General features: G+C 46.2%; 16 protein-coding genes, 1 tRNA gene and 1 other RNA gene. 3 read left to right on the top strand and 15 right to left on the bottom strand.

Going from position 1 to position 20,322, the window contains the following annotated elements; all coding sequences use genetic code 11:
• Nucleotides 1–227: 227 nt before the first annotated feature.
• The 14 genes from EKN16_RS22015 to EKN16_RS22080 all read right to left on the bottom strand — a co-directional run bounded on the left by EKN16_RS22015 (nucleotide 228) and on the right by EKN16_RS22080 (nucleotide 17,767).
• On the bottom strand, nucleotides 228–1,769 hold the full coding sequence (locus tag EKN16_RS22015; RefSeq protein ID WP_125662262.1) for a type I restriction-modification system subunit M: 1,542 nt from the start codon (nucleotides 1,767–1,769) through the stop codon (nucleotides 228–230).
• Nucleotides 1,766–2,257, bottom strand: coding sequence for a restriction endonuclease subunit S domain-containing protein (locus EKN16_RS22020; RefSeq protein WP_125662265.1), 492 nt, complete (start codon nucleotides 2,255–2,257; stop codon nucleotides 1,766–1,768). The genes EKN16_RS22015 and EKN16_RS22020 overlap by 4 nt, the downstream gene beginning before the upstream one ends.
• A 123-nt stretch (nucleotides 2,258–2,380) precedes the next feature.
• Complete coding sequence (locus EKN16_RS22025; RefSeq protein WP_125662268.1) at nucleotides 2,381–3,199, bottom strand: DUF3800 domain-containing protein; 819 nt, start codon at nucleotides 3,197–3,199, stop codon at nucleotides 2,381–2,383.
• A 1,072-nt stretch (nucleotides 3,200–4,271) separates the two neighbouring features.
• Nucleotides 4,272–4,636: a transfer-messenger RNA gene (gene ssrA / locus EKN16_RS22030) on the bottom strand.
• A 233-nt stretch (nucleotides 4,637–4,869) separates the two neighbouring features.
• Complete coding sequence (gene smpB, locus EKN16_RS22035) at nucleotides 4,870–5,349, bottom strand: SsrA-binding protein SmpB (RefSeq protein ID WP_125662271.1); 480 nt, start codon at nucleotides 5,347–5,349, stop codon at nucleotides 4,870–4,872.
• A gap of 169 nt (nucleotides 5,350–5,518) precedes the next feature.
• A complete protein-coding gene (gene rnr / locus EKN16_RS22040; protein ID WP_125662274.1) occupies nucleotides 5,519–8,647 on the bottom strand; it encodes a ribonuclease R in 3,129 nt (1,042 codons plus the stop codon).
• 234 nt (nucleotides 8,648–8,881) lie between these two features.
• The gene (gene secG / locus EKN16_RS22045; RefSeq protein ID WP_125662277.1) at nucleotides 8,882–9,118 is read right to left on the bottom strand and encodes a preprotein translocase subunit SecG; all 237 of its coding nucleotides are present in this window, start codon (nucleotides 9,116–9,118) and stop codon (nucleotides 8,882–8,884) included.
• A gap of 123 nt (nucleotides 9,119–9,241) precedes the next feature.
• Complete coding sequence (locus EKN16_RS22050; RefSeq protein WP_125662280.1) at nucleotides 9,242–10,009, bottom strand: sugar phosphate isomerase/epimerase family protein; 768 nt, start codon at nucleotides 10,007–10,009, stop codon at nucleotides 9,242–9,244.
• Between the two features lie 224 nt (nucleotides 10,010–10,233).
• The gene (gene eno, locus EKN16_RS22055) at nucleotides 10,234–11,529 is read right to left on the bottom strand and encodes a phosphopyruvate hydratase (RefSeq protein WP_125662283.1); all 1,296 of its coding nucleotides are present in this window, start codon (nucleotides 11,527–11,529) and stop codon (nucleotides 10,234–10,236) included.
• A 120-nt stretch (nucleotides 11,530–11,649) separates the two neighbouring features.
• Nucleotides 11,650–13,188, bottom strand: a complete 1,539-nt coding sequence (gpmI, locus tag EKN16_RS22060) for a 2,3-bisphosphoglycerate-independent phosphoglycerate mutase (RefSeq protein WP_125662286.1) — start codon at nucleotides 13,186–13,188, stop codon at nucleotides 11,650–11,652.
• Nucleotides 13,189–13,941, bottom strand: a complete 753-nt coding sequence (gene tpiA / locus EKN16_RS22065; protein WP_125662289.1) for a triose-phosphate isomerase — start codon at nucleotides 13,939–13,941, stop codon at nucleotides 13,189–13,191. It lies immediately after the preceding gene.
• A gap of 175 nt (nucleotides 13,942–14,116) precedes the next feature.
• Nucleotides 14,117–15,298: a phosphoglycerate kinase gene (locus EKN16_RS22070; protein ID WP_125662292.1), complete on the bottom strand. Its 1,182-nt coding sequence runs from the start codon at nucleotides 15,296–15,298 to the stop codon at nucleotides 14,117–14,119.
• A 323-nt stretch (nucleotides 15,299–15,621) separates the two neighbouring features.
• Entirely contained in the window at nucleotides 15,622–16,626 is a 1,005-nt protein-coding gene (gap, locus tag EKN16_RS22075; RefSeq protein WP_125662295.1) for a type I glyceraldehyde-3-phosphate dehydrogenase, read from the bottom strand.
• Nucleotides 16,627–16,726: 100 nt separating this feature from the next.
• Nucleotides 16,727–17,767, bottom strand: a complete 1,041-nt coding sequence (locus EKN16_RS22080; RefSeq protein WP_125662298.1) for a sugar-binding transcriptional regulator — start codon at nucleotides 17,765–17,767, stop codon at nucleotides 16,727–16,729.
• 227 nt (nucleotides 17,768–17,994) lie between these two features.
• Between EKN16_RS22080 and EKN16_RS22085 the strand changes: the two genes are divergently transcribed.
• From EKN16_RS22085 to sda, 3 genes are all read left to right on the top strand, one after another.
• Nucleotides 17,995–18,069, top strand: a tRNA-Arg gene (locus EKN16_RS22085).
• A gap of 241 nt (nucleotides 18,070–18,310) precedes the next feature.
• A complete protein-coding gene (gene clpP / locus EKN16_RS22090) occupies nucleotides 18,311–18,892 on the top strand; it encodes an ATP-dependent Clp endopeptidase proteolytic subunit ClpP (RefSeq protein ID WP_179955638.1) in 582 nt (193 codons plus the stop codon).
• A gap of 250 nt (nucleotides 18,893–19,142) precedes the next feature.
• The gene (gene sda, locus EKN16_RS22095) at nucleotides 19,143–19,460 is read left to right on the top strand and encodes a sporulation histidine kinase inhibitor Sda (RefSeq protein WP_164522945.1); all 318 of its coding nucleotides are present in this window, start codon (nucleotides 19,143–19,145) and stop codon (nucleotides 19,458–19,460) included.
• A 61-nt stretch (nucleotides 19,461–19,521) separates the two neighbouring features.
• Here sda and EKN16_RS22100 read toward each other — a convergent pair whose 3' ends face one another.
• The gene (locus EKN16_RS22100; RefSeq protein ID WP_164522946.1) at nucleotides 19,522–20,304 is read right to left on the bottom strand and encodes an SIMPL domain-containing protein; all 783 of its coding nucleotides are present in this window, start codon (nucleotides 20,302–20,304) and stop codon (nucleotides 19,522–19,524) included.
• Nucleotides 20,305–20,322 lie beyond the last annotated feature (18 nt).

Genomic DNA, 20,322 nt, shown 5'->3' on the forward strand with positions numbered 1-20,322 from the left:
TACATCAAAATTTCTGGGGATAGTATTTTGACATCCGTTGTATAAACAGCACAAATCCACAACCTCATGCGGTTGTGGATTTACATTTGGTGGAGGCGAACCGTGGATGTGCAAAACCACAGTTCGCCGAAGTGTTATGATTAGGTTGTTCGAGAGATGACTGTCATCCTCTCTAAAGATGTGTCTTCCTCTCCGTAGGCACTTCGAACAATCAGCCAGAAACTAATTTAACGATTTTGAAAAACGATGCCTAGTTCTTTTAATTTAGATTTTATTTCAGCATCGATCTCTGCTGTTTTTCGATCAATTTCCCCTAGCTGCCGTTCGACAGTTTTAATGTCGATCATCTCTTCCTCTATATCCTTATCGATATACCTCGAAATATTCAAATTATAGTCGTTATCTCTCAACTCATCCAACGTAGCCAGATAGGAGTAATGTTCGATTTGTTTCTTGTTAATATAGGTATCGGCAATTTTATTAACATCCAAGTCCCTCAGTTGGTTCTGAGGTCTTCCACTCTCATAATCATGAGAAGCGTCAACAATCAGGATCTTCTCATTCGTTCCACGACTCTTTTTCATGACGAGTATACATACTGGAATTGTTGTACCATACATAAGGTTAGGGGGCAATCCAATAATCGCATCCACATAATTTTGGTTTTCAACGAGAAAACACCGTATTTTCCCTTCTGAGCCTCCTCTAAACAGTACTCCATGCGGTAATACGGCGGCTAGTGTACCCTCATAATCCAACTGATAAATCATATGCTGAACAAATGCAAGATCAGCCTTCGATTGGGGGGCCAACACACCATACGAACCAAAACGCTCATCATCTAAAAAATGCGGACCTGCACTCCATTTTGCGCTATAAGGGGGGTTAGCCACAACCGCCTCAAAACGTATGTCCATATGCCTAGGCTGCTCCAACGTATCATCGTTACGAATATCAAATCGATCAAACGTAACCCCGTGTAACAACATATTCATTCGGGCTAAATTATAAATCGTACTCATTTTTTCCTGACCGTAAAAATGTCCAACCTTCACTTCCTTCGCAATACTTAGAAGAAGCGAAGCAGAACCGCAAGTCGGATCATAAACATTCCTTAGTTCGTTTTTCCCTGTCGTTACTATTTTAGCAATGAGTGCAGAAACTTCCGGGGGGGTGTAGAATTCCCCTGCTTTCTTACCTGCGTTCGCTGCAAACCGAGAGATTAGAAATTCATAGGCCTCTCCAAAAAGTACCGGGCTTATACTGTCATCTGAGAATAGAATTTCGTGAATGGCTACCATAATGTCAGGGATAAAATTAGATTCCGATTTCACATGACGTTCTAATAGGGAAGCGGACATGTCCATATCAATAAATAGTTGCAGACTGTGCTCGCTGTCAGCCCCCATTATAGAGCGATTAAGACAATCAATGCCTGACTGAAAGCATTCGACATTGAATAAACTTTTCTTAATCTGACTAACCATGGTCGAGAATAAGAACTGAGGTTCAATAACGTATCCTAGAGCCGAAATAAGCTCTTCCCTTAAACCATCATGCATTTCCTCATCTTGCCACGCTTCCTCAAATGAACGTTTATCATGTCGCAGCAAATGACTAACTCGATCTTCAATATTCCGCGATAGGTATCCATAACATATAATTCCCAAGAAATAATCACGTATAGCTGATTCTTCCAAATATCCGCGCAAATAATCAAGCCGTGACCATAATCGATTAAGAAGTTCGAATCGCTGTGCAGAAATCATCTCAAACCCTCCTGCAGGTAAGACCACAATTGTTGATTAATACTTTTCTCTTCAAGGTAGATACGCTGCATCAATAATCTTTTTTTATTCAATAAACTTCTATATACATCTCCTATAATCTTCTGTTCCTTCAAAGAAGGTACCACCATAGGTAATGCCCGAAGTTTTTGAATTGAGAGCGCTGCCACGGTTGTTCCTTGCGTCGCTTCACTCAAATATTTTCGGCTCTCAGGAGATTCATTCAAATACCACTCCAGATAAGGAGCATATAATGCTTCATTCACTCTAATAATGGCAAAGTTCGACGGCACGAGTCTACCCATATATTCCAGTCTTACAGTTGCCGCACGGTGTGATATTAAGTTAAGAAGAACCATGTTCTCATCGGTTACAGGCAGTTCTTTTGCCTTGTTTTCCGATACAAGAATTTCTTGAGGTTTATCATGACTTCGATTTTCATTCCCCAAGCTTTCGTTCATTTCTTTCATCGAATAAAGCATTAGCATAACCGAACTTAAGCCCGGTGTAGCCTGTACACGGGATAAGTTAGCTCCTTGAACAACATTCCCGTAATCAGCGAGATTTAACAATCCCCCCCACCTCACAATAACTTAAACTTCAATCCTCTTGTATTCGTCAAAATGTTTAGCGATAAAAAGGTTGATATAGGTTTGGAAGTTTCTCTCCGTAAGAATGGATTGGCCTGTCCATTCATAAAGAGACAAGTTCTGAATGAAGGATTCCAGCAACCCCATCTTGTACAATCTAATAATCAGATTCCGTTGTTCACGTTTAGTCCTTGTGGTCGATCCGCTATTTTCCATTATTGTCCTTATTATTCCGAGTAACAGATCTGTAAGTTCTACCCCAATTTCCTCGCCTTTACGTTTGTAACTGCATTCTGAAACGAAGTAGGGTTCGCCCCTATAGAGGGCATGAGCGTTTAGTTGTTTCTTCAATGAGTTTGCTAAATCAAGCCGTTCATACTCATATGCATGTTCAATATACAGAGCTGCGTTCAACTGAGAGGATTTATCGTATTCTCTGAGCAATCCGTACATGATCCTCTCGGGGAATTTGGTATATACAGTATACTCTGTAATCTCGGCTTTTAATCCTGATCCAAACCGGATTGCGTCTGCTTCGATTTGGTTATAATGATAATGAAGAATATTTAATTGAGCGTACGGTGCAATTTGCACTGCCACCTGGAATAACTTGATGATACCATTGCGCATCTTGGCATCACCCGAATAATCAGTCCAATGAAATGAATATTCGTTATTCAACTCGTGCATCATAATTAATGCATCATTTTTATAAATATCCGTCGGGAAGCAAAGTGCGCCCATCAATTGGACTGCATTATTCTGTTTTCCACTTTCATCAAAGAAAATGGAAAGAGTCGTATTATTCGCGGCAGTTTCCATAGCTCAAACCTTCTCTCTGTACAAAAACGTTGGTTTATGGCATACTTAATTAACAATAAATATTATCCACAGGATTCACTCGCAGCGCCTGAGATTGCGCGTGATCCACTCTTCCAAAGGGAACTTGCACTGCTTGATGTGCACGTTCCCTTTTTGCTATTACAAATAATTACCTTATAGTCCCTATAATACACTTATATCAACAATAAATCAATTGCTATTTATTGCAATAGCAATTGATGTTGGATATACTCATTATAAGATCTACAATAAGCAACGAGACTAGTCTGAATTTGTCAAAATAATTAAAGGATTGGGTGAAGGGCAGGACGTAGGAAATCGGCTGCAATTGAAAGATTTGAAGGCCTAATATTGCCACGATGATGAGAAAAAATTGGCAGATTAGCGGATACTTAAAACATTTCACTAGTCAAGGCATTGGGCGAAGTAAAAGACTGCAGTTTTTGAGTATGTAGAAGTCATTCTTCGTTTGCAGGTCATAGAAAGCAAACACCCCGACCTCTTACCTCTTGCGGTCGGGGTTTTACATGGTGGAGGTGAGGGGAGTATCCAATTCCTGATTAAATTTACTGACGAAGAAAACTCGACGATGACGTTCTTATCGATAGAATGAGATGCCGTGCTCGTCCGCTTCGCTCCTGCGCGCGGAACATACCCCAATGTCCTCCTTCGGATCGGAGAGACTTCCCATTTCTTTCCGCACAAAAACCCGACCTCGTGCGGTCGGGTTTTTCGTGGTGCCAGCCTTTCCAAGAAAACCGACTATTGCATGTCGATTTTCCTTGGCGGCGGCGAGGGGGTATCCCATTCTTCATTGTAATGGCTGACGAAGTCGGTTCGCGGATGACGTTCTTAGAGGTAGAATGAGATGCCGTGCTCGTTGCTCTGCCCACAAAGTGAAGAGTTGCTCCGAAGCTTATTCCGAGTACTTTGCGGGGACCCCGAGAGACGCACCTGCGCGCGGAACGTACCCCATTGTCCTCCTTCGGACTGGATCGACTCCCCTCTTTTCCACGCAAAAAAGCCAGCCTCTTGCGGCTGGCTTTGACGATGGTGGAGGCGAGGGGATTTGAACCCCTGTCCGAAGACATCGCCACACAGGCTTCTACGGGTGTAGTCACAGTTTTGATGTCACCCGAGCATCGCCCCGTAACCGGCTATGCGTTGGGTCAGCCTGATTGTCTTCTTCAGCTCACCGCAGGCGGAGATGAGACAGCGTATTCCACTACTTGTTAGCCCCTATTCCAGTCACATGGACGATGCTGGGTAGAAGCACGCCAACAGTTTCTTAGGCTGCTAAAGCGTAGTTGTTTTGAGTTTTGCCGTTTAATAGGCTTTAGCGTTGATGAAGCGGACGCGTCCCCACTACCCGCAACCCGAGCTCGAACTATCCCCGTCGAATCCATAAACGCCCCCAATATCGCATAAACGGCCTATCGGATCATCCGTTTAGCAGGTAAGACGCTCATTCGACTTACAACCAACTACCTAACTTGCGCAGAAGGTTCTAAATGAATCGAGCACGTGTTGATTTAAAATCATTTGTTTCGTTACTGCTTCATTAGTATAACACATCAACAGCTGCGAATAACTAATGTCTTACTGGAAGCGCTGGCCTCGTTCTCCACATCTACCAGTAACATCTTGCACTAGCGAGCAACCTTTTGTTTCTCACGCAAAGCACGTTGGATATCACGCTGAGCATCTTTCTTAGCTGCAGTCTCACGTTTATCATACTGCTTCTTTCCTTTACCCAGTCCAATCAACAGTTTGGCATATCCATTCTTGATGTAAATCTTAAGTGGAACAATGGAATAGCCATCTTGCTTAGACAATCCGAGCAGCTTATGAATTTGGGTCTTATGCATCAAAAGCTTACGCGTTCGTGTGGGATCAGTAGGATTACTGCGGTTGCCTTGTTCAAAGGGGCTAATATGCATGTTATGGATGAAGATCTCACCATTCCGAATCGTTGCAAAAGCATCACCAATATTCGCTTTTCCCATTCGAACCGACTTAATTTCACTACCCATAAGCACCATACCAGCTTCAAATGTTTCTTCGATGAAATAGTCATGGGAAGCCTTCTTGTTCTGGGCAAGCTGTTTCCCTTCACTCTTCTTAACCATGCTAATCACCTCATATCCATCTGATAGTTGAACGCAACCTAACTTGCATCAGCGAACCTTGCCCTTAAAAGCAACAATGGACTCCTAACAAGTGCAGTCAGGAATCCATTGTAACAACTTTATTAAACGAAATCAAGATTTGGTAAAAGAGACCTCTGTAGTCTCTTCTCTACGTCTGTTTTTTCCTTACAAAAGCTGCCGTCGCGCTGCTGCTTTTCTTCTTCTTACGCGGCAGTGGGCTTCCATTCGATGGAGCAGCGGAATTTGCTGTATTCGTGGCACCGTTATCTGCTGGGTTCTTCTGGTCGGAACTGCTATTGCCTTTAGACTGACCACCTCGGCCCGATCCATTACGACTTGTACCTGAGGAGCTCCTGCGACCGCCGCCCGAACGACCGCGATCAGAGCCGCCACTTCTATTCCTGCTTTTGGAGTGATCTTGATCTTCTCCGTCATCAGTGGTTGTGCGGGTTCCGTTAATCGGCAGCCCCCACATATCTTTACGTACACGTGCCGGAGCAGCTGATTGTGCCTCACCGCCACCTGAACCCTCACTATCATTACCTAGTAAACGGTTCAGGTTAAAATCATCCTCAGGCTTCCAAGCGCGTGCATCACGCGTTTTGCGTTCACCAGAACCCGATTCGGCAGCACCATTCCCAACATTTGATGTAGCCGTATTACGACTAAGTGAATCACCATCTCTTCCGCGTGCTCCGCTTCTTTCACTGCCGCGGCCACGCGCGCCAGTTGCAATACGCTCGCCTCCAGCTGCGCTCGCTCCGCCCGCGCCCAGCGCGTCGCTTCCGCTGCGCTCGTCGACCGCTGCGCTGCCGCCCTTCGCGCCGCGCAAACCTTTCGCTCCGCGTCCGCCGCTTCGCTCACCGACCGCTGCGCCCACGCCGCGCTCGCCGCTCTTCGCTCCGCGCAAACCCTTCGCTCCGCGCCCGCCGCTGCGCTCGCCGCTCGCTCCACCCGCGCCGCGCTCGCTGCTCTTCGCGCCTTGCTTGCCGCCGCGCGCACCACGCGCTCCGCGCTCGCCACCGCGAGCCGCGGCTCCGCCGCTGCGCTCACGCCCGCTGCCGCCGCGGCCAGCCCCGCGTGGCTTCGCAAGACCGAGCTCGCGCCCACGCTCCGCACGTTCAGCGCTCTGCGCCTTCGTCTCCATGATCGCAAAGTCGATCGTATGCTCATCCATATTGACACGCTCGACGCGCACCCGAAGCTCATCGCCGATGCGATAAGCTTTGGACGTCCGCTCGCCGATCAGCAGCATATGCTGCTCATGGAAATGGTAATAATCATCCGTGAGCTCGCTCAAACGAATAAGTCCCTCGACCGTATTCTCCAGCTCGACGAAAATCCCAAAGCTCGTAACACTGCTAATAATACCGTCGAATTCCTCGCCGACTTTATCGAGCATGTACTCGCATTTCTTCAGCTTATCCGTATCTCGCTCCGCCTCGACGGCCACACGCTCGCGCTCGGACGACTGCTGCGCTATATCAGGCATCTTGGCCGCCAAGGCTTCCATACGCGCCTCTGGCAGCGTGCCGCCATGCTCAAACACCTCACGCATCACCCGGTGGATAACCAAATCCGGATAACGACGGATCGGCGATGTAAAGTGCGAATAGAACTCCGCTGCAAGTCCAAAATGTCCCGTGCTCTGCGCATCATACTTCGCCTGCTTCATGGATCGCAGCATAACCGTCGAGATAACGGTCTGCTCCTTCGACCCACGAATATCTTCAAGCAGCGTCTGCAGTGCTTTCGGGTGAATTTCGCTGCCACCCTTGCCTTTAATCGTATAGCCGAAATTCGCTGCAAACTGCACAAAATGCAACAGCTTCTCTTGATCTGGATTCTCATGAATCCGATATAAGAACGGCACCTTCAGCCAAAAGAAATGCTCCGCTACCGTTTCATTCGCCGCCAGCATGAACTCTTCAATAATTTGTTCCGCCACGGAACGTTCGCGTTTCACGATATCGATGGCTTTCCCTTCCGCATCGACGATCACTTTGGACTCCACGAAGTCAAAGTCTATCGCGCCCCGCTTCATGCGGTGCGAACGCAGACGCATTGCAAGCTCCTCCATCAGGTTGAACGTATCCACCAACTCGGCATAACGCTCCATAACTTCAGGATCTTTATCGGCTACGATTTTTCGAACGTTCGTGTAGGTCATACGTTCTTTGGTGCGAATGACACTCGTAAACACATCATGACGCACGCGTTTCAAGGTGGCCCCGTCAAACTCCATTTCACAGGACAATGTCAAACGATCCACCTGCGGATTGAGCGAGCAGATACCGTTAGACAAGCGGTGCGGCAGCATCGGAATAACCCGATCCACCAAATACACACTGCACCCGCGGCGATAAGCTTCCTGATCAAGCGCCGAATTCTCGCGTACATAGTAACCAACATCAGCAATATGCACACCAAGCACGTAATTGCCGTTCTCCAGACGCTCGATATTTACCGCATCATCGAGATCCTTCGCATCCTCGCCATCGATCGTTACGATGACTTTATTGCGCAGGTCGCGTCGTCCTTGACGAACGATCTCATCCTCCGTAATGGCATCCGGCGCTGCTTCCGCTTCCGCGATCACATCGTCAGGGAAGCTCTCCGGCAGCTGGTGCTTACGAATAATCGACAAGATATCGATACCTGGGTCATCCTTATGACCAAGGACTTCAATAATCTCGCCTTCTGCCGCAGCACGTCCTTCTGGGTAGGATACGATGCGTACAACAACCTTTTGTCCAGAGACTGCTCCCTTGAATTGATCCTTCGGTATGAAAATATCACGGTTGATCCGTTTATCATCAGGCAGCACGAATGCATAAGCTTCATGATGATCGAAGGTTCCCACAATCTGTGTAACTGCTCGCTGAACGACTCGAACAACCTCGCCCTCAAGTCGTCCGCCGGCGTCGCTTCTCGATGTCACTTTAACGAGCACCGTGTCCCCGTTCATCGAGCTCTTCAGATCATTTGCACTTATATACACATCCGGATGCTCTTTATCTTCCGGTAGTAAGAAAGCAAATCCCTTCGCATGCGCCTGAATGCGTCCGCGTATTAAATCCATTCGTTCCGGTACGCCATAACGATCGTTAGGCGTACGAAGAATTTCCCCCTCATCCTCAAGCGTATTCAATAGGATTAAGAATGCCTTGTAGGACTCAGCACCGCTGCTTCCAAACTGCTTGTCGAGCTCTTGATATGTCATTGGCTTATAAGCCGTCTCACGCATAAATTCGAGCAGTTGCTGCTCTGTTACCATTATCCTTCACCTCATGTACCGCGATGCCGTCCCAATATTCTGTATTGCAGCAGTCGGTTGATAGATTGCTATATACCATATAGTATACACGAAACGAACGAACACCATCCGCAGATGCCCTTTAAATTAGGGAAAATTTCGGACTTCCCCTTAACCAGCAGTAATATTATTCCAACTTCAATGGACATAAAAAAAAGCGGGACTAATCCCGCTCTTCATTCCAGACCTATTCGATTACGCTTTTACGAGGTATGCAACAATTAGTGCCGTTACGAAAAATCCAGTAGCGACGCCAACAGTCAGACGCTGCAAAAACAAATCCAATCCGCGAGCTTTCTGTTTACCGAATAAATGTTCAGCACCACCGGAAATAGCACCCGACAACCCAGCGCTCTTCCCTTTTTGAAGAAGAACAACAGAGATCAAGCCCAACGCGAAAATGATAAGCAAAATTTTAAATGCAATTGCCATAGTTCCACCTCCTGCACAAGGAGCAAGTTATTGTACGCCGCTGCCTTGCCAAGATAGGACAAGACCTAGAAACAGCATTCTCATTGTACCATAGGAAACACCCAATTACAAGCTATTCCCAGCTTACGCAAAACCATTCTTATGGAAGAAATCGAGGCTAATTTTCGCGCTCTCCAGCGATGAAGAAGCGAATTCCTCTTGTTCAACAACAAAATACTCAATTCCCACTTGCTCTGCAATAACCAGTACACTTTTCAGATCAACAACACCTTTACCTACCTCGGTATCACTGCGGCCTCTTCCAAAATCCTTAAAGTGAACGAGGGGTACTCTTCCTGCATAGCGTGTAACATAATCGATCGGCTTTTTACCGCCCATATGGATCCAGCCCAGATCAAATTCAGCAATCAAAAATTCAGAAGGTACACGCTCCAAAAGCAAATCAAGCGCAGGCTTCCCATTCACAAGCTTTAACTCAAAATCATGGTTATGATACCCATATTGAATTCCCGCCTGTTTAGCTTGTTTGCCTGCTTTTTCAAGGATCTTTGCCAATGACGTGATATCCTCATCAGTAGGATTCTCCTGAAGCGGTGCCCATGGCGTTACGATATATTTCAAACCCAGCTCTTGGGCATATTCGATTTGTTTCGCAAAATCAGATTCAAGCTTGTTAAGCTCTCTGAAGTTTAAGCCAATATGAGCGGATGGCGCTTCAATTCCTACATCTTCTAAAAGCGCTTTCAAATCTTTGGCAGGTGTGTCATAATATCCAGCAAACTCCACTGCTTTATAGCCTATCTCCGCTGCCTTACGAATCGTTCCTAGAAAATCTTTCTCTGTTAGATCACGAAGCGTATATAACTGCAGGGCAACAGTCGGTTTAGCCAAGCTCTTCACATCCTATTCGTTTTTTGTGCAGAAAACTTAAAAAGGGAAGAGTCACGAGTCTTGCGCCTCGTATCTCTTCCCTTATTATAACCAATACCCAAATGAGAACTACCTCACCATATGGGACATTCTTTTGTTAATTTGGTTTGCTTGTCCGTTTAGCTTGCTTGTCCGTTTAGCTTGCTTGTCCGTTTAGCATGATCGGTCAGCCCAGCTATCACATCTTACTTGCTGAAGTTTTTCAGGTTGTAGAATGCGCTTTTTCCTGCATAGATTGCTGTGGAGCCCAGTTGATCTTCGATACGAAGCAATTGGTTGTATTTTGCTACGCGATCCGTACGGGACGGAGCACCTGTTTTGATTTGACCCGCATTAGTAGCAACTGCGATGTCAGCAATTGTGCTATCTTCGGATTCACCGGAACGGTGGGAGATAACAGCTGTGTAACCAGCGCGTTTAGCCATTTCAATGGCATCAAATGTTTCAGTAAGTGAACCGATTTGGTTTACTTTGACAAGGATCGAGTTACCTACGCCTTTGTCGATACCATCAGAAAGACGCTCTGTGTTCGTTACGAACAGGTCATCACCAACGAGCTGTACTTTGCCGCCCAATTTCTCAGTAAGCAATTTCCAACCTTCCCAGTCATCTTCGGAACAACCATCTTCGATGGTGATGATTGGGTATTTATCTGCCCATGAAGCAAGCAGGTCTACGAACTCAGCGGAAGTAAACGATCTGCCTTCGCCTTCAAGGTGATATTTGCCGTCTTTGTAGAACTCAGTAGAAGCAACGTCCATACCAAGGAATACGTCAACGCCTGGTTTGTAGCCAGCACGCTCAATTGCGGAGATGATTGTTGTGATTGCTTCTTCGTTGGAACCAAGGTTAGGTGCGAAACCGCCTTCGTCGCCTACAGCTGTGTTCAGGCCTTTATCTTTCAGAACCGATTTCAGGTTGTGGAAGATTTCTGCTCCGATGCGAAGAGCTTCTTTGAAGCTTTCTGCGCCAACTGGAAGTACCATGAACTCTTGAACATCGATATTGTTATCGGCATGCTCTCCACCGTTAACGATGTTCATCATTGGTACTGGAAGCGTCTTAGCATTGAATCCGCCAAGGTAAGTGTAAAGTGGAACATCAAGCGCATCAGCAGCTGCACGTGCAGTTGCCATGGATACCGCTAGAATAGCGTTAGCGCCCAATTTGCCTTTGTTATGCGTTCCATCCAATTGAATCATTGTACGGTCGATTAGTACTTGATCAAGAGAATCAAGACCAATGATTTCTGGCGCGATAATGGAGTTTACATTGTCAACAGCTTGCAGAACACCTTTACCTAGGTAACGGCTTTTGTCGCCATCGCGAAGCTCAACTGCTTCATAGGCACCAGTGGATGCACCAGATGGTACGATTGCGCGGCCTTTGCCACCGGATTCCAAAATAACTTCTACTTCTACCGTCGGGTTACCGCGGGAGTCAAGCACTTCGCGTGCATAAACGTCAGTAATGATAGACATGAACGAAACACTCCTTTTATTATGGTTTTGTTTGAATTGAGGATCAGCATCAGCCGTTCCCATTTATATTCAGCTTCTAACGATAGCCGTCACAAGCGTCAATGATTCGTAGCCTGCAAATTATTCTTTAATGAGTGAGCTGCCTGTCATTTCGACAGGTTTGGTAAGCTCCATCAAGGCAAGAATGGTTGGTGCGATATCGGCAAGAACACCATCATCACGCAGTGCAGCGCCCTGCTTGGTTACGATGAATGGAACCGGATTTGTCGTATGAGCCGTGAATGGACGGCCATTCTCATCGATTACCATATCAGCATTACCATGGTCAGCCGTAATCAGACATACGCCGCCTTTGGCAAGTACAGCTTCCACTACTTTACCAAGACATTCATCAGTAGCTTCTACCGCTTTGATCGTAGGCAGCAGCATACCGGAATGTCCAACCATATCCGGGTTAGCAAAGTTCAAGATAATCGTATCCTGTGTACCCGCTTCAATTTCCTTCACAGCCGCAGCTGCTACTTCAGGCGCACTCATCTCAGGCTGCAAGTCATAAGTAGCAACCTTTGGTGAGCTAATCAGAATACGCGTCTCGCCAGGCAGTTCTTTATCACGTCCACCGCTGAAAAAGAACGTTACATGAGGATATTTCTCTGTCTCTGCGATCCGAAGCTGTTTCTTGCCGTTCTGCACAAGAACTTCACCCAGCGTGTTATCGAGATTCTTCGGTTTGTAAGCGACATAGCCGCCAACTGTTTCACTGAACAACGTCAGGCAGACATAATACAGATCCTTCGGTGCTTGAGGACCACGGTCAAAGCCTTGGAAATCCGTGTTTGTAAATACCTGCGACAGCTGAATGGAGCGGTCAGGACGGAAGTTGAAGAAAATAACAGCATCTTCGGATTCAACTAAACCAACAGGCTGACCATCTTCTTTCACGATGACCGTTGGCATAACGAACTCATCGAACACCGATTGCTTATAAGATTCAACAACAGCTTCCACTGGATCCTTATACTGTGGGCCTTCGCCATAAACCATGGCGCGATACGATTTCTCCGTACGCTCCCACCGTTTATCGCGGTCCATCGCATAATAACGACCTTGTACGGTAGCAATGTGACCTACACCAACCTCTGCAATCTTCGCCACAAGCTGCTCCAGATATCCCTTTGCACTATCAGGGGAAACGTCACGGCCATCAAGGAAGGCGTGAATATAAACCTCACTCAATTCTTCCTTCTTAGCTAGTTCAAGCAGAGCAAACAAGTGGGAGATGTGGCTATGAACGCCGCCATCTGACAGAAGACCATATAAATGCAGCTTCTTGCCATTGCTTTTGGCATGACGAACAGCACCAAGCAGTGTTTCATTATCAAAAAATTCTCCATCGCGAATGGACTTACTAATCCGCGTCAGATCCTGGTAGACAATCCGGCCAGCACCGATGTTCAAATGACCAACTTCGGAGTTGCCCATTTGACCTTCTGGCAAACCAACCGCTTCACCGCAAGCCGTTAAGGTTGTATGCGGATAGGCAGCCCAGTAACGGTCATAGTTCGGTTTGTTTGCTTGTGCAACCGCATTGCCTGTTACATCATTACGAAGACCAAAGCCGTCCAAGATAATAAGTGCTACTGGTTTTGGAGCTGACATTTACTTCGCCCCCCGGGCTAGCTCAATAAAGGAAGCAGCTTCCAAGCTTGCTCCGCCTACCAAAGCGCCGTCGATATTAGGTTGACCTAAGTATTCTGCTACATTATTCGGTTTTACGCTGCCGCCGTATTGAATACGAACCGCTTCAGCTGTTGCTGCATCATACAAGCCAGCCACTACGCTGCGAATGTAAGCAATAACGTCTTCTGCATCAGCAGATGTCGAAGATTTACCTGTACCAATAGCCCAGATCGGCTCGTATGCGATAACAACTTCAACTGCTTGTGCAGCGGATATGCCTTGGAAAGCTGCTTCTGTTTGCACTTTGCAAACATCCTTCGTTTGTTCCGCTTCGCGCTCTTCAAGCTTCTCGCCTACGCAAACAATCGGAGTCAAGCCATGCTTGAATGCAGCATGAACTTTCTTGTTAACGATTTCGTCGGATTCCGCGAAGTACGCACGGCGCTCCGAGTGACCGATAATAACATATTTCACGCCAAGATCCTTCAGCATGACGCCGCTGATTTCACCTGTGAACGCACCATTGTCTTCGAAGTGAAGATTTTGAGCGCCAATTGCAATTGTTGTTCCTTTAGCCGCTTCTACAAGCGCCGGCAGCGTCGTGTAAGGCGCACAAATAACAGCTTCAACGCCATCAACCTCTGCTTTGCCCTTCACGTCTGCGAAGAAAGCTGTCGCTTCGGAAACCGTTTTGAACATTTTCCAGTTACCTGCAATAATCGGTTTACGCATGATCGTTCCTCCTAAAACTTTGTGTAGCAAAGTTACTTCGTAAGCATAATCTTTAACTTTGTGAAGCAAAGTTACTTCGTAAGCATAATTTTAAACTTTGAGTAGCAACGCTACTTCATAAGTTTAACTTAAACATGGTGTCCAAGCAAAGCTGCTTCGTACCTATAAGCTTTACTTACTTATCGTTAAGTGCAACAACGCCCGGAAGCGCTTTGCCTTCCATGAATTCTAGGGATGCGCCGCCACCAGTAGAGATGTGGTCCATCTTGTCTGCAAGTCCGAATTTCTCAGCTGCTGCTGCAGAGTCGCCACCACCGATAACGGTGTAGCCAGAAGTTTCTGCACAAGCTTGTGCAACCGCACGTGTACCGTGTGAGAATGGCTCGATTTCGAATACGCCCATCGGTCCGTTCCATACAACCAACTTGGAGTTTTTGATAACATCCGCATAAAGCTCACGTGTTTTCGGTCCGATATCAATGCCTTCCCAATCTGCAGGGATGCCATCAACATTAACGATTTGCGTGTTTGCACTCGCGCTGAAATCATCCGAAATGACGATATCAACTGGAATAAGGAAGTTTTTGCCCAGCTTCTTCGCTTTCTCGATGAATTCAAGAGCCAGGTCAAGCTTACTGTTGTCGACCAAGGATTGACCGATTTCATGACCTTGCGCTTTGAAGAATGTATAGGACAAGCCGCCGCCAATAAGAATGTTATCTGCGATCTCGATCATTTTATTGATAACGTCGATTTTGTCCTTAACTTTGGATCCACCAACGATTGCTGTGAACGGGCGTTCTGGCTTCAGAAGCGCACGGCCAAGCACGTCAAGCTCTTTCTCCATCAATAAGCCGGATACAGCTGGGAGGAAGTGCGCAATGCCTTCTGTCGAAGCATGAGCACGGTGAGCTGCACCGAATGCATCATTAACGAACAAATCAGCAAGCTCGGCAAAAGCTTTTGCCAATGCTGGATCATTGTTCTCTTCGCCTTCATTGAAACGAACGTTCTCAAGCAGCAGCACGTCGCCTTCTTTCAAAGCTTCAACCTGTGCAGTTACAGCAGCGCCGATCACTTCATCTGCTTTCATTACTGGCTTGCCAAGCAGCTCAGAGAGACGCGCAGCAGCTTTAGTTAAGCGAAGCTCTTCAACAACTTGGCCTTTAGGACGACCCATGTGGCTAGCCAAAATAACCTTTGCACCATTCTCGATCAAATACTTGATCGTTGGCAAGGTTTCGCGAATACGAGTATCATCTGTAATTGCGCCGTTCTCCATCGGTACATTAAAGTCTACACGCACAAACACGCGTTTCCCGGATACTTCAACGTCACGTACACTCTTCTTATTCATTCATGTAGCCTCCCAGTGTAGACGACCTTCCAAGGTCCGAAGGTCTTCTTATATTCAAAGCTCTCCATGCTATCCATACCTACTATCCGGGCAATTCTTCAGCAATCGCCGCCAGTAGGTTTATATAAGTTAAGGGTCTCCGGGCATAAAGCGTACCCGCCACAAAGTGCCGCAAAGGAGCTACCACAAGTAGCTCCTTCGGGGGTATGGGGTGTTCAGAAAAAGGAACTCTCTAGACCAAATGAACAAAAGTTTAGCAGAGCATCTTTCCCGAAGCACCCGTCAAAAAACGAGGAGGTTATAGTAACCTCCCCTTTATTTACTTACAGGCCTTTTGAAGCAACGTAACCACAAAGGTCTACAACACGGTTCGAGTAGCCCCACTCGTTGTCGTACCAAGAAATAACTTTAACCATGTTACCTTCAACAACCATAGTCGACAAAGCGTCGATTGTGGAAGAAGCTGGGTCACCATTATAGTCGCTCGATACAAGCGGCTCTTCGGAGTAGTTAAGAATACCTTTCAAAGCACCTTCAGAAGCTTCTTTGAATGCAGCATTGATTTCTTCAACAGTAACGTTGGATTTCAATTCAGCTACAAGGTCAGTAACGGAAACGTTAGGTGTAGGAACACGCATAGCCATTCCGTTTAGTTTACCTTTAAGCTCAGGCAATACAAGGGATACCGCTTTTGCAGCGCCTGTGGATGAAGGAATGATGTTTTCTGCAGCAGCACGAGCACGGCGCAGATCTTTATGTGGAACGTCAAGTACGGATTGATCGTTTGTGTAGGAGTGAATAGTAGTCATCATTCCTTTTACGATTCCGAATTTGTCGTTAAGAACTTTTGCGAAAGGAGCAAGACAGTTTGTTGTACATGATGCATTGGAGATAATTGTGTGAGCAGAAGCATCATATTTATCTTCATTTACGCCCATAACGATTGTGATGTCTTCGTTAGTTGCTGGAGCGGAGATGATAACTTTTTTCGCTCCGCCTTTAAGGTGAAGCTCAGCTTTTTCTTTCGCTGTGAAGATACCTGTGGATTCGATAACGATTTCTACGCCTTCTTGTCCCCAAGGAAGATTCTCTGGGTTACGCTCAGCAAATACTTTAACTTCGCGTCCGTTTACTACCAAAGCGCCTTCTTTAGCTTCAACAGTTGCATCAAGAATACCATGAGTCGTGTCATATTTAAGCAGGTGAGCCAGCGTATTAGTGTCTGTCAAATCGTTAACAGCCACCACTTGTACGTTCGGGTTGTTCAGAGCTGCGCGGAATACGTTACGACCGATACGACCAAATCCATTAATACCAACTTTTACCATTTTATTCTTCCTCCTAGTCATGATATCTTCTTACATTTATCTCAAAACGGATTAAGCAGCGGCATAGAGCCACTAGCATCCGTCATGATCAACATTATGGTTACTGTTTTTCTTCCCTATCCATAATAGCAGCTAATTCCATAGCAGCAGCCTCATCTGTGACAAGCACGTCATCATGTCCGAATCTCATAACAGCAGCAATGGCTTCGGCTTTGTGCTGACCGCCTGCTATTGCAATAACCACTTCGGTTTCCATGATGTCTTCCAGCCTTAGACCGGCTGTCAGCATTTTACGTACAACGGCACCCTTCCGGTCAAAATAATATCCAAAGGATTCAGCCAGAGCACCTTCTGCTTTCATCGCTTCGATGACAGTTGCATCTACACGCCGCCTGCGTGCCATTACTATAGCGTCCCCGATCCCATGGATGACAATGCGGGCCTTTCGAATAACTTCCACGATTTCCCGAACATTAGGCTCCTGCATCAAGGAGGTATAAGCTTCCTCACCTAGATGATCCGGTACATGAAGCATCCGGTATTGTGCGCCTGTTCTTTTTGCCATCGTAGATGCAATCGTATTCGCCTGATAATCAAGACTCTCACCAAGACCGCCTCGTGCCGGGACAAACCAGTTGCCCTTAAGTGGCGTCTGTGAGGTCAATTGACTCGCAACCTGAGCGATCGTTGAACCACCTGTTACGGCTACTACATCATCTTTGCCCATTGCTTTACGCAAGGCCGTACAACCAGCTCTGCCGAGCTCTCGCTTAGAATGAAGTGAATTCTCCGAATCACCAGCGACGACTACGACCTGCTTCAGCCCAAAATGCTTACGTATCCGCTCTTCGAGTTCCGAGAGCCCAAACATGACTTTGTAATAAGGCTCCATGTCCTCGAGCAGTCGCTTTCCCGCTTCGCTGATCCGCATTCCGGCGGCATCAATGAGAAGAAGATCCTGCGACTTCAGAAAGTCTGTCTCTGCACGTAATACCCGCTCCGTCATATCTAGAGAAGCGGCAAGCGTTCGACGGCCAATCATATCCGAGAGCATAACCTGACGGAGAATAAGGTACCGTTTCCTCATAACTACAAGCATATCTGGCAAAAGCTGCTGTTGTATTTCGATGAGAGACTGCATCTTTCAACATCAACTCCCGCTGACGAACGAGCTATCATGCGTTGTGGACGTATTATGTCCCGCATGCGCTTTTTAAGTCCCACACTTATTGTACTCCAAACTTCAGATAGGAGCAAGTCAGCTTTTGTCAATGAAATCGCTTTCTGTCACGATTTACACAAATTTTTCTTTGTGAAGGCTCTTGCATTTATGATCTCCATCACATATACTTATCTTCGCTGTCACATGCGCCCGTGGTCCAATGGATATGACGCAAGCCTCCGAAGCCTGAGATCCAGGTTCAATTCCTGGCGGGCGCGCCATAATAACACAAATAACTGCTTCTATACATTCAGGACCATTCGATTACATCGAATGGTCCTTTATCTTTCTCCCCACGTAGTTTAGGCATATATCACGGCTCTTATTGCAGCTTATCTGTATAAAAAAGCCCTCGTCAGAACCCTTCACACCCTTCGTTTGACCATCTTTGACTTTTAAATTGCAATCCGTTATGATGGGTTTACAAGGCTCATTATTATTTAGGAGGGACTTACAATGGAAATGAATTTCGTACCTATGGTTATTGAGCAAAGCAACCGCGGAGAGCGGGCTTACGACATTTACTCCCGACTGCTGAAGGATCGGATTGTATTCCTTGGAACACCGGTTAATGATATGGTCGCAAATTCCATCATCGCTCAGTTCTTGTTCCTTGCAGCCGACGATCCCGAGAAAGACATCTCGCTTTATATTAACAGTCCTGGCGGTTCGGTTTCATCTGGTCTCGCCATTTTTGATACGATGCAATTCATTAAGCCGGATGTTTCGACAATCTGCGTAGGTATGGCAGCTTCCATGGGTGCTTTCTTACTTGCAGCAGGTGCGAAAGGCAAACGCCTCGCATTGCCCAACAGCGAAGTGATGATTCACCAACCGCTTGGCGGCGCACAAGGGCAGGCAAGCGATATCGAAATTCGTGCTAAACATATTATCAAAACACGTGATACTTTGAATAAAATTCTGGTAGAGCGTACCGGTCAATCTCTTGAGAAAATCGAACGCGACACAGACCGTGATTATTTCATGTCTGCTGCCGAAGCCCAAGCTTACGGGCTTGTAGATAAAGTGATTGAGAAACTGTAAACAAGAATAAGAACCGTCCAAAGAGCGCCAATCCGATCATCGGATTGGCGCTCTTTTTCAACTCTCCTCCACATCATCGCCTAGCTTTTACCATATATTTTACATAGTGTCAAGAACAATTCAGCAAGCTGAATCGCTAAGGACGGTCTCTTCATTTCATGTTAATATGTACTAAATGATTCCATATTCGCCGTCCCTTGGGTTGAAATTAAAAATTATTATAAATCTAAAAAAACGGAGTTGCACACGCATGAAACTATCGAATCCATTCGCAAGCGTGCGAAATTTCATTCGGTCCAGTGAACCCGGTACGGTATACACTTCATACGCGCCAACGTACGAATCATCATACAAGCAGCCAATGACTGCTTCTGACTCTAATAATTTGTTCCTACCCATGCAAGACAAGTCACTCCTACTGCGTCCCCTTAGCGATACTCATTTAGTTGAAGTATACAATGAGGCGGTTGCCATGCGACTTTCCGAAGAATTCATTTTGCTTATTAAGCAAGCCATTCAGCAGCGTGGTCTTTCCACTAACGACAATCAATCACCTCTCGCACAATAATAGCGGTAAGGAAAAAGGCATCCATTCCTCCTACTCAGGAGAATGGATGCCTTTTGTATTTTTATTGCATTTCGTACACAACCGTGATATCCGTTGACAATGTTATTTGTCCTGTCTCCACTGATGTATCCATGCCACCTGATTTATCAGGAGCAGCAGCTAAATTCCTCTGATTAAAGATCGGTGTGCTGCTGACACCATTTTGTGAAATCGTGATGACATCCTTCAATTGCTTTCCTGCAGCTTTAGCTAGTGCTTGCGCCTTAGCTTTTGCATTGGCCATAGCCTTATCCAGTGTTTGAAGCTCGTATTCATCCTGTTTCTCGGTATCAAATTGCACGCCATCTATCCGATTAGCACCTGACACTGATAGAGCATCAAGTAATTTGCCGATTCCGTCCAGATCACGTGTTTTAATCTGTAAGCTGTGTGTAGCTAGATAACCCTTTACTTTGCTTGTTCCATCCGTGTTATTGTACGTGTATTCCGGCTGTACATAGAAGCCTACTGTTTGCACATCCTTAGATGCCATCTTATAAGTATCAAAGAGAAGCTTCTTAATGCCTGCGAATTCGACAGCATTCTTGGATTGCGCTTCTTTAGCCGTAAGTGCACGAGTCTCAACAGCTACATTCACAATAGCTACATCTGGTGCAGCCTGCAGCTCACCTTTACCATTAACGGTGATGGTTGATTTTTGCTGCACATTACTTTCCCCCAATGCATAAACAGCATTCTTCCCACTTCCACCGACACCCGTCAAAGCACCCACGCCAATGGCAATTGCAAGTGCTGGCACAACAATTAACAAGTTACGACGACGTTCTATCCAACTTTTACTCATAGTCTCAACTCCCTTATG

It is taken from the genome of Paenibacillus baekrokdamisoli, assembly GCF_003945345.1.
Classification (GTDB): Bacteria; Bacillota; Bacilli; order Paenibacillales; family Paenibacillaceae; genus Paenibacillus_Z; species Paenibacillus_Z baekrokdamisoli.

Coding starts and splice junctions, on each gene's coding strand:
- EKN16_RS22025 (WP_125662268.1), bottom strand. CDS start 3,199: ATGGAAACTGCCGCGAATAATACGACTCTTTCCATTTTCTTTGATGAA.
- EKN16_RS22100 (WP_164522946.1), bottom strand. CDS start 20,304: ATGAGTAAAAGTTGGATAGAACGTCGTCGTAACTTGTTAATTGTTGTG.
- EKN16_RS22070 (WP_125662292.1), bottom strand. CDS start 15,298: ATGAATAAGAAGAGTGTACGTGACGTTGAAGTATCCGGGAAACGCGTG.
- smpB (WP_125662271.1), bottom strand. CDS start 5,349: ATGGTTAAGAAGAGTGAAGGGAAACAGCTTGCCCAGAACAAGAAGGCT.
- tpiA (WP_125662289.1), bottom strand. CDS start 13,941: ATGCGTAAACCGATTATTGCAGGTAACTGGAAAATGTTCAAAACGGTT.
- gpmI (WP_125662286.1), bottom strand. CDS start 13,188: ATGTCAGCTCCAAAACCAGTAGCACTTATTATCTTGGACGGCTTTGGT.
- rnr (WP_125662274.1), bottom strand. CDS start 8,647: ATGGTAACAGAGCAGCAACTGCTCGAATTTATGCGTGAGACGGCTTAT.
- EKN16_RS22080 (WP_125662298.1), bottom strand. CDS start 17,767: ATGCAGTCTCTCATCGAAATACAACAGCAGCTTTTGCCAGATATGCTT.
- sda (WP_164522945.1), top strand. CDS start 19,143: ATGAAACTATCGAATCCATTCGCAAGCGTGCGAAATTTCATTCGGTCC.
- eno (WP_125662283.1), bottom strand. CDS start 11,529: ATGTCTATCATTACTGACGTTTATGCACGCGAAGTGCTTGACTCCCGC.
- EKN16_RS22015 (WP_125662262.1), bottom strand. CDS start 1,769: ATGATTTCTGCACAGCGATTCGAACTTCTTAATCGATTATGGTCACGG.
- EKN16_RS22020 (WP_125662265.1), bottom strand. CDS start 2,257: ATGAAAGAAATGAACGAAAGCTTGGGGAATGAAAATCGAAGTCATGAT.
- secG (WP_125662277.1), bottom strand. CDS start 9,118: ATGGCAATTGCATTTAAAATTTTGCTTATCATTTTCGCGTTGGGCTTG.
- gap (WP_125662295.1), bottom strand. CDS start 16,626: ATGGTAAAAGTTGGTATTAATGGATTTGGTCGTATCGGTCGTAACGTA.
- clpP (WP_179955638.1), top strand. CDS start 18,311: ATGAATTTCGTACCTATGGTTATTGAGCAAAGCAACCGCGGAGAGCGG.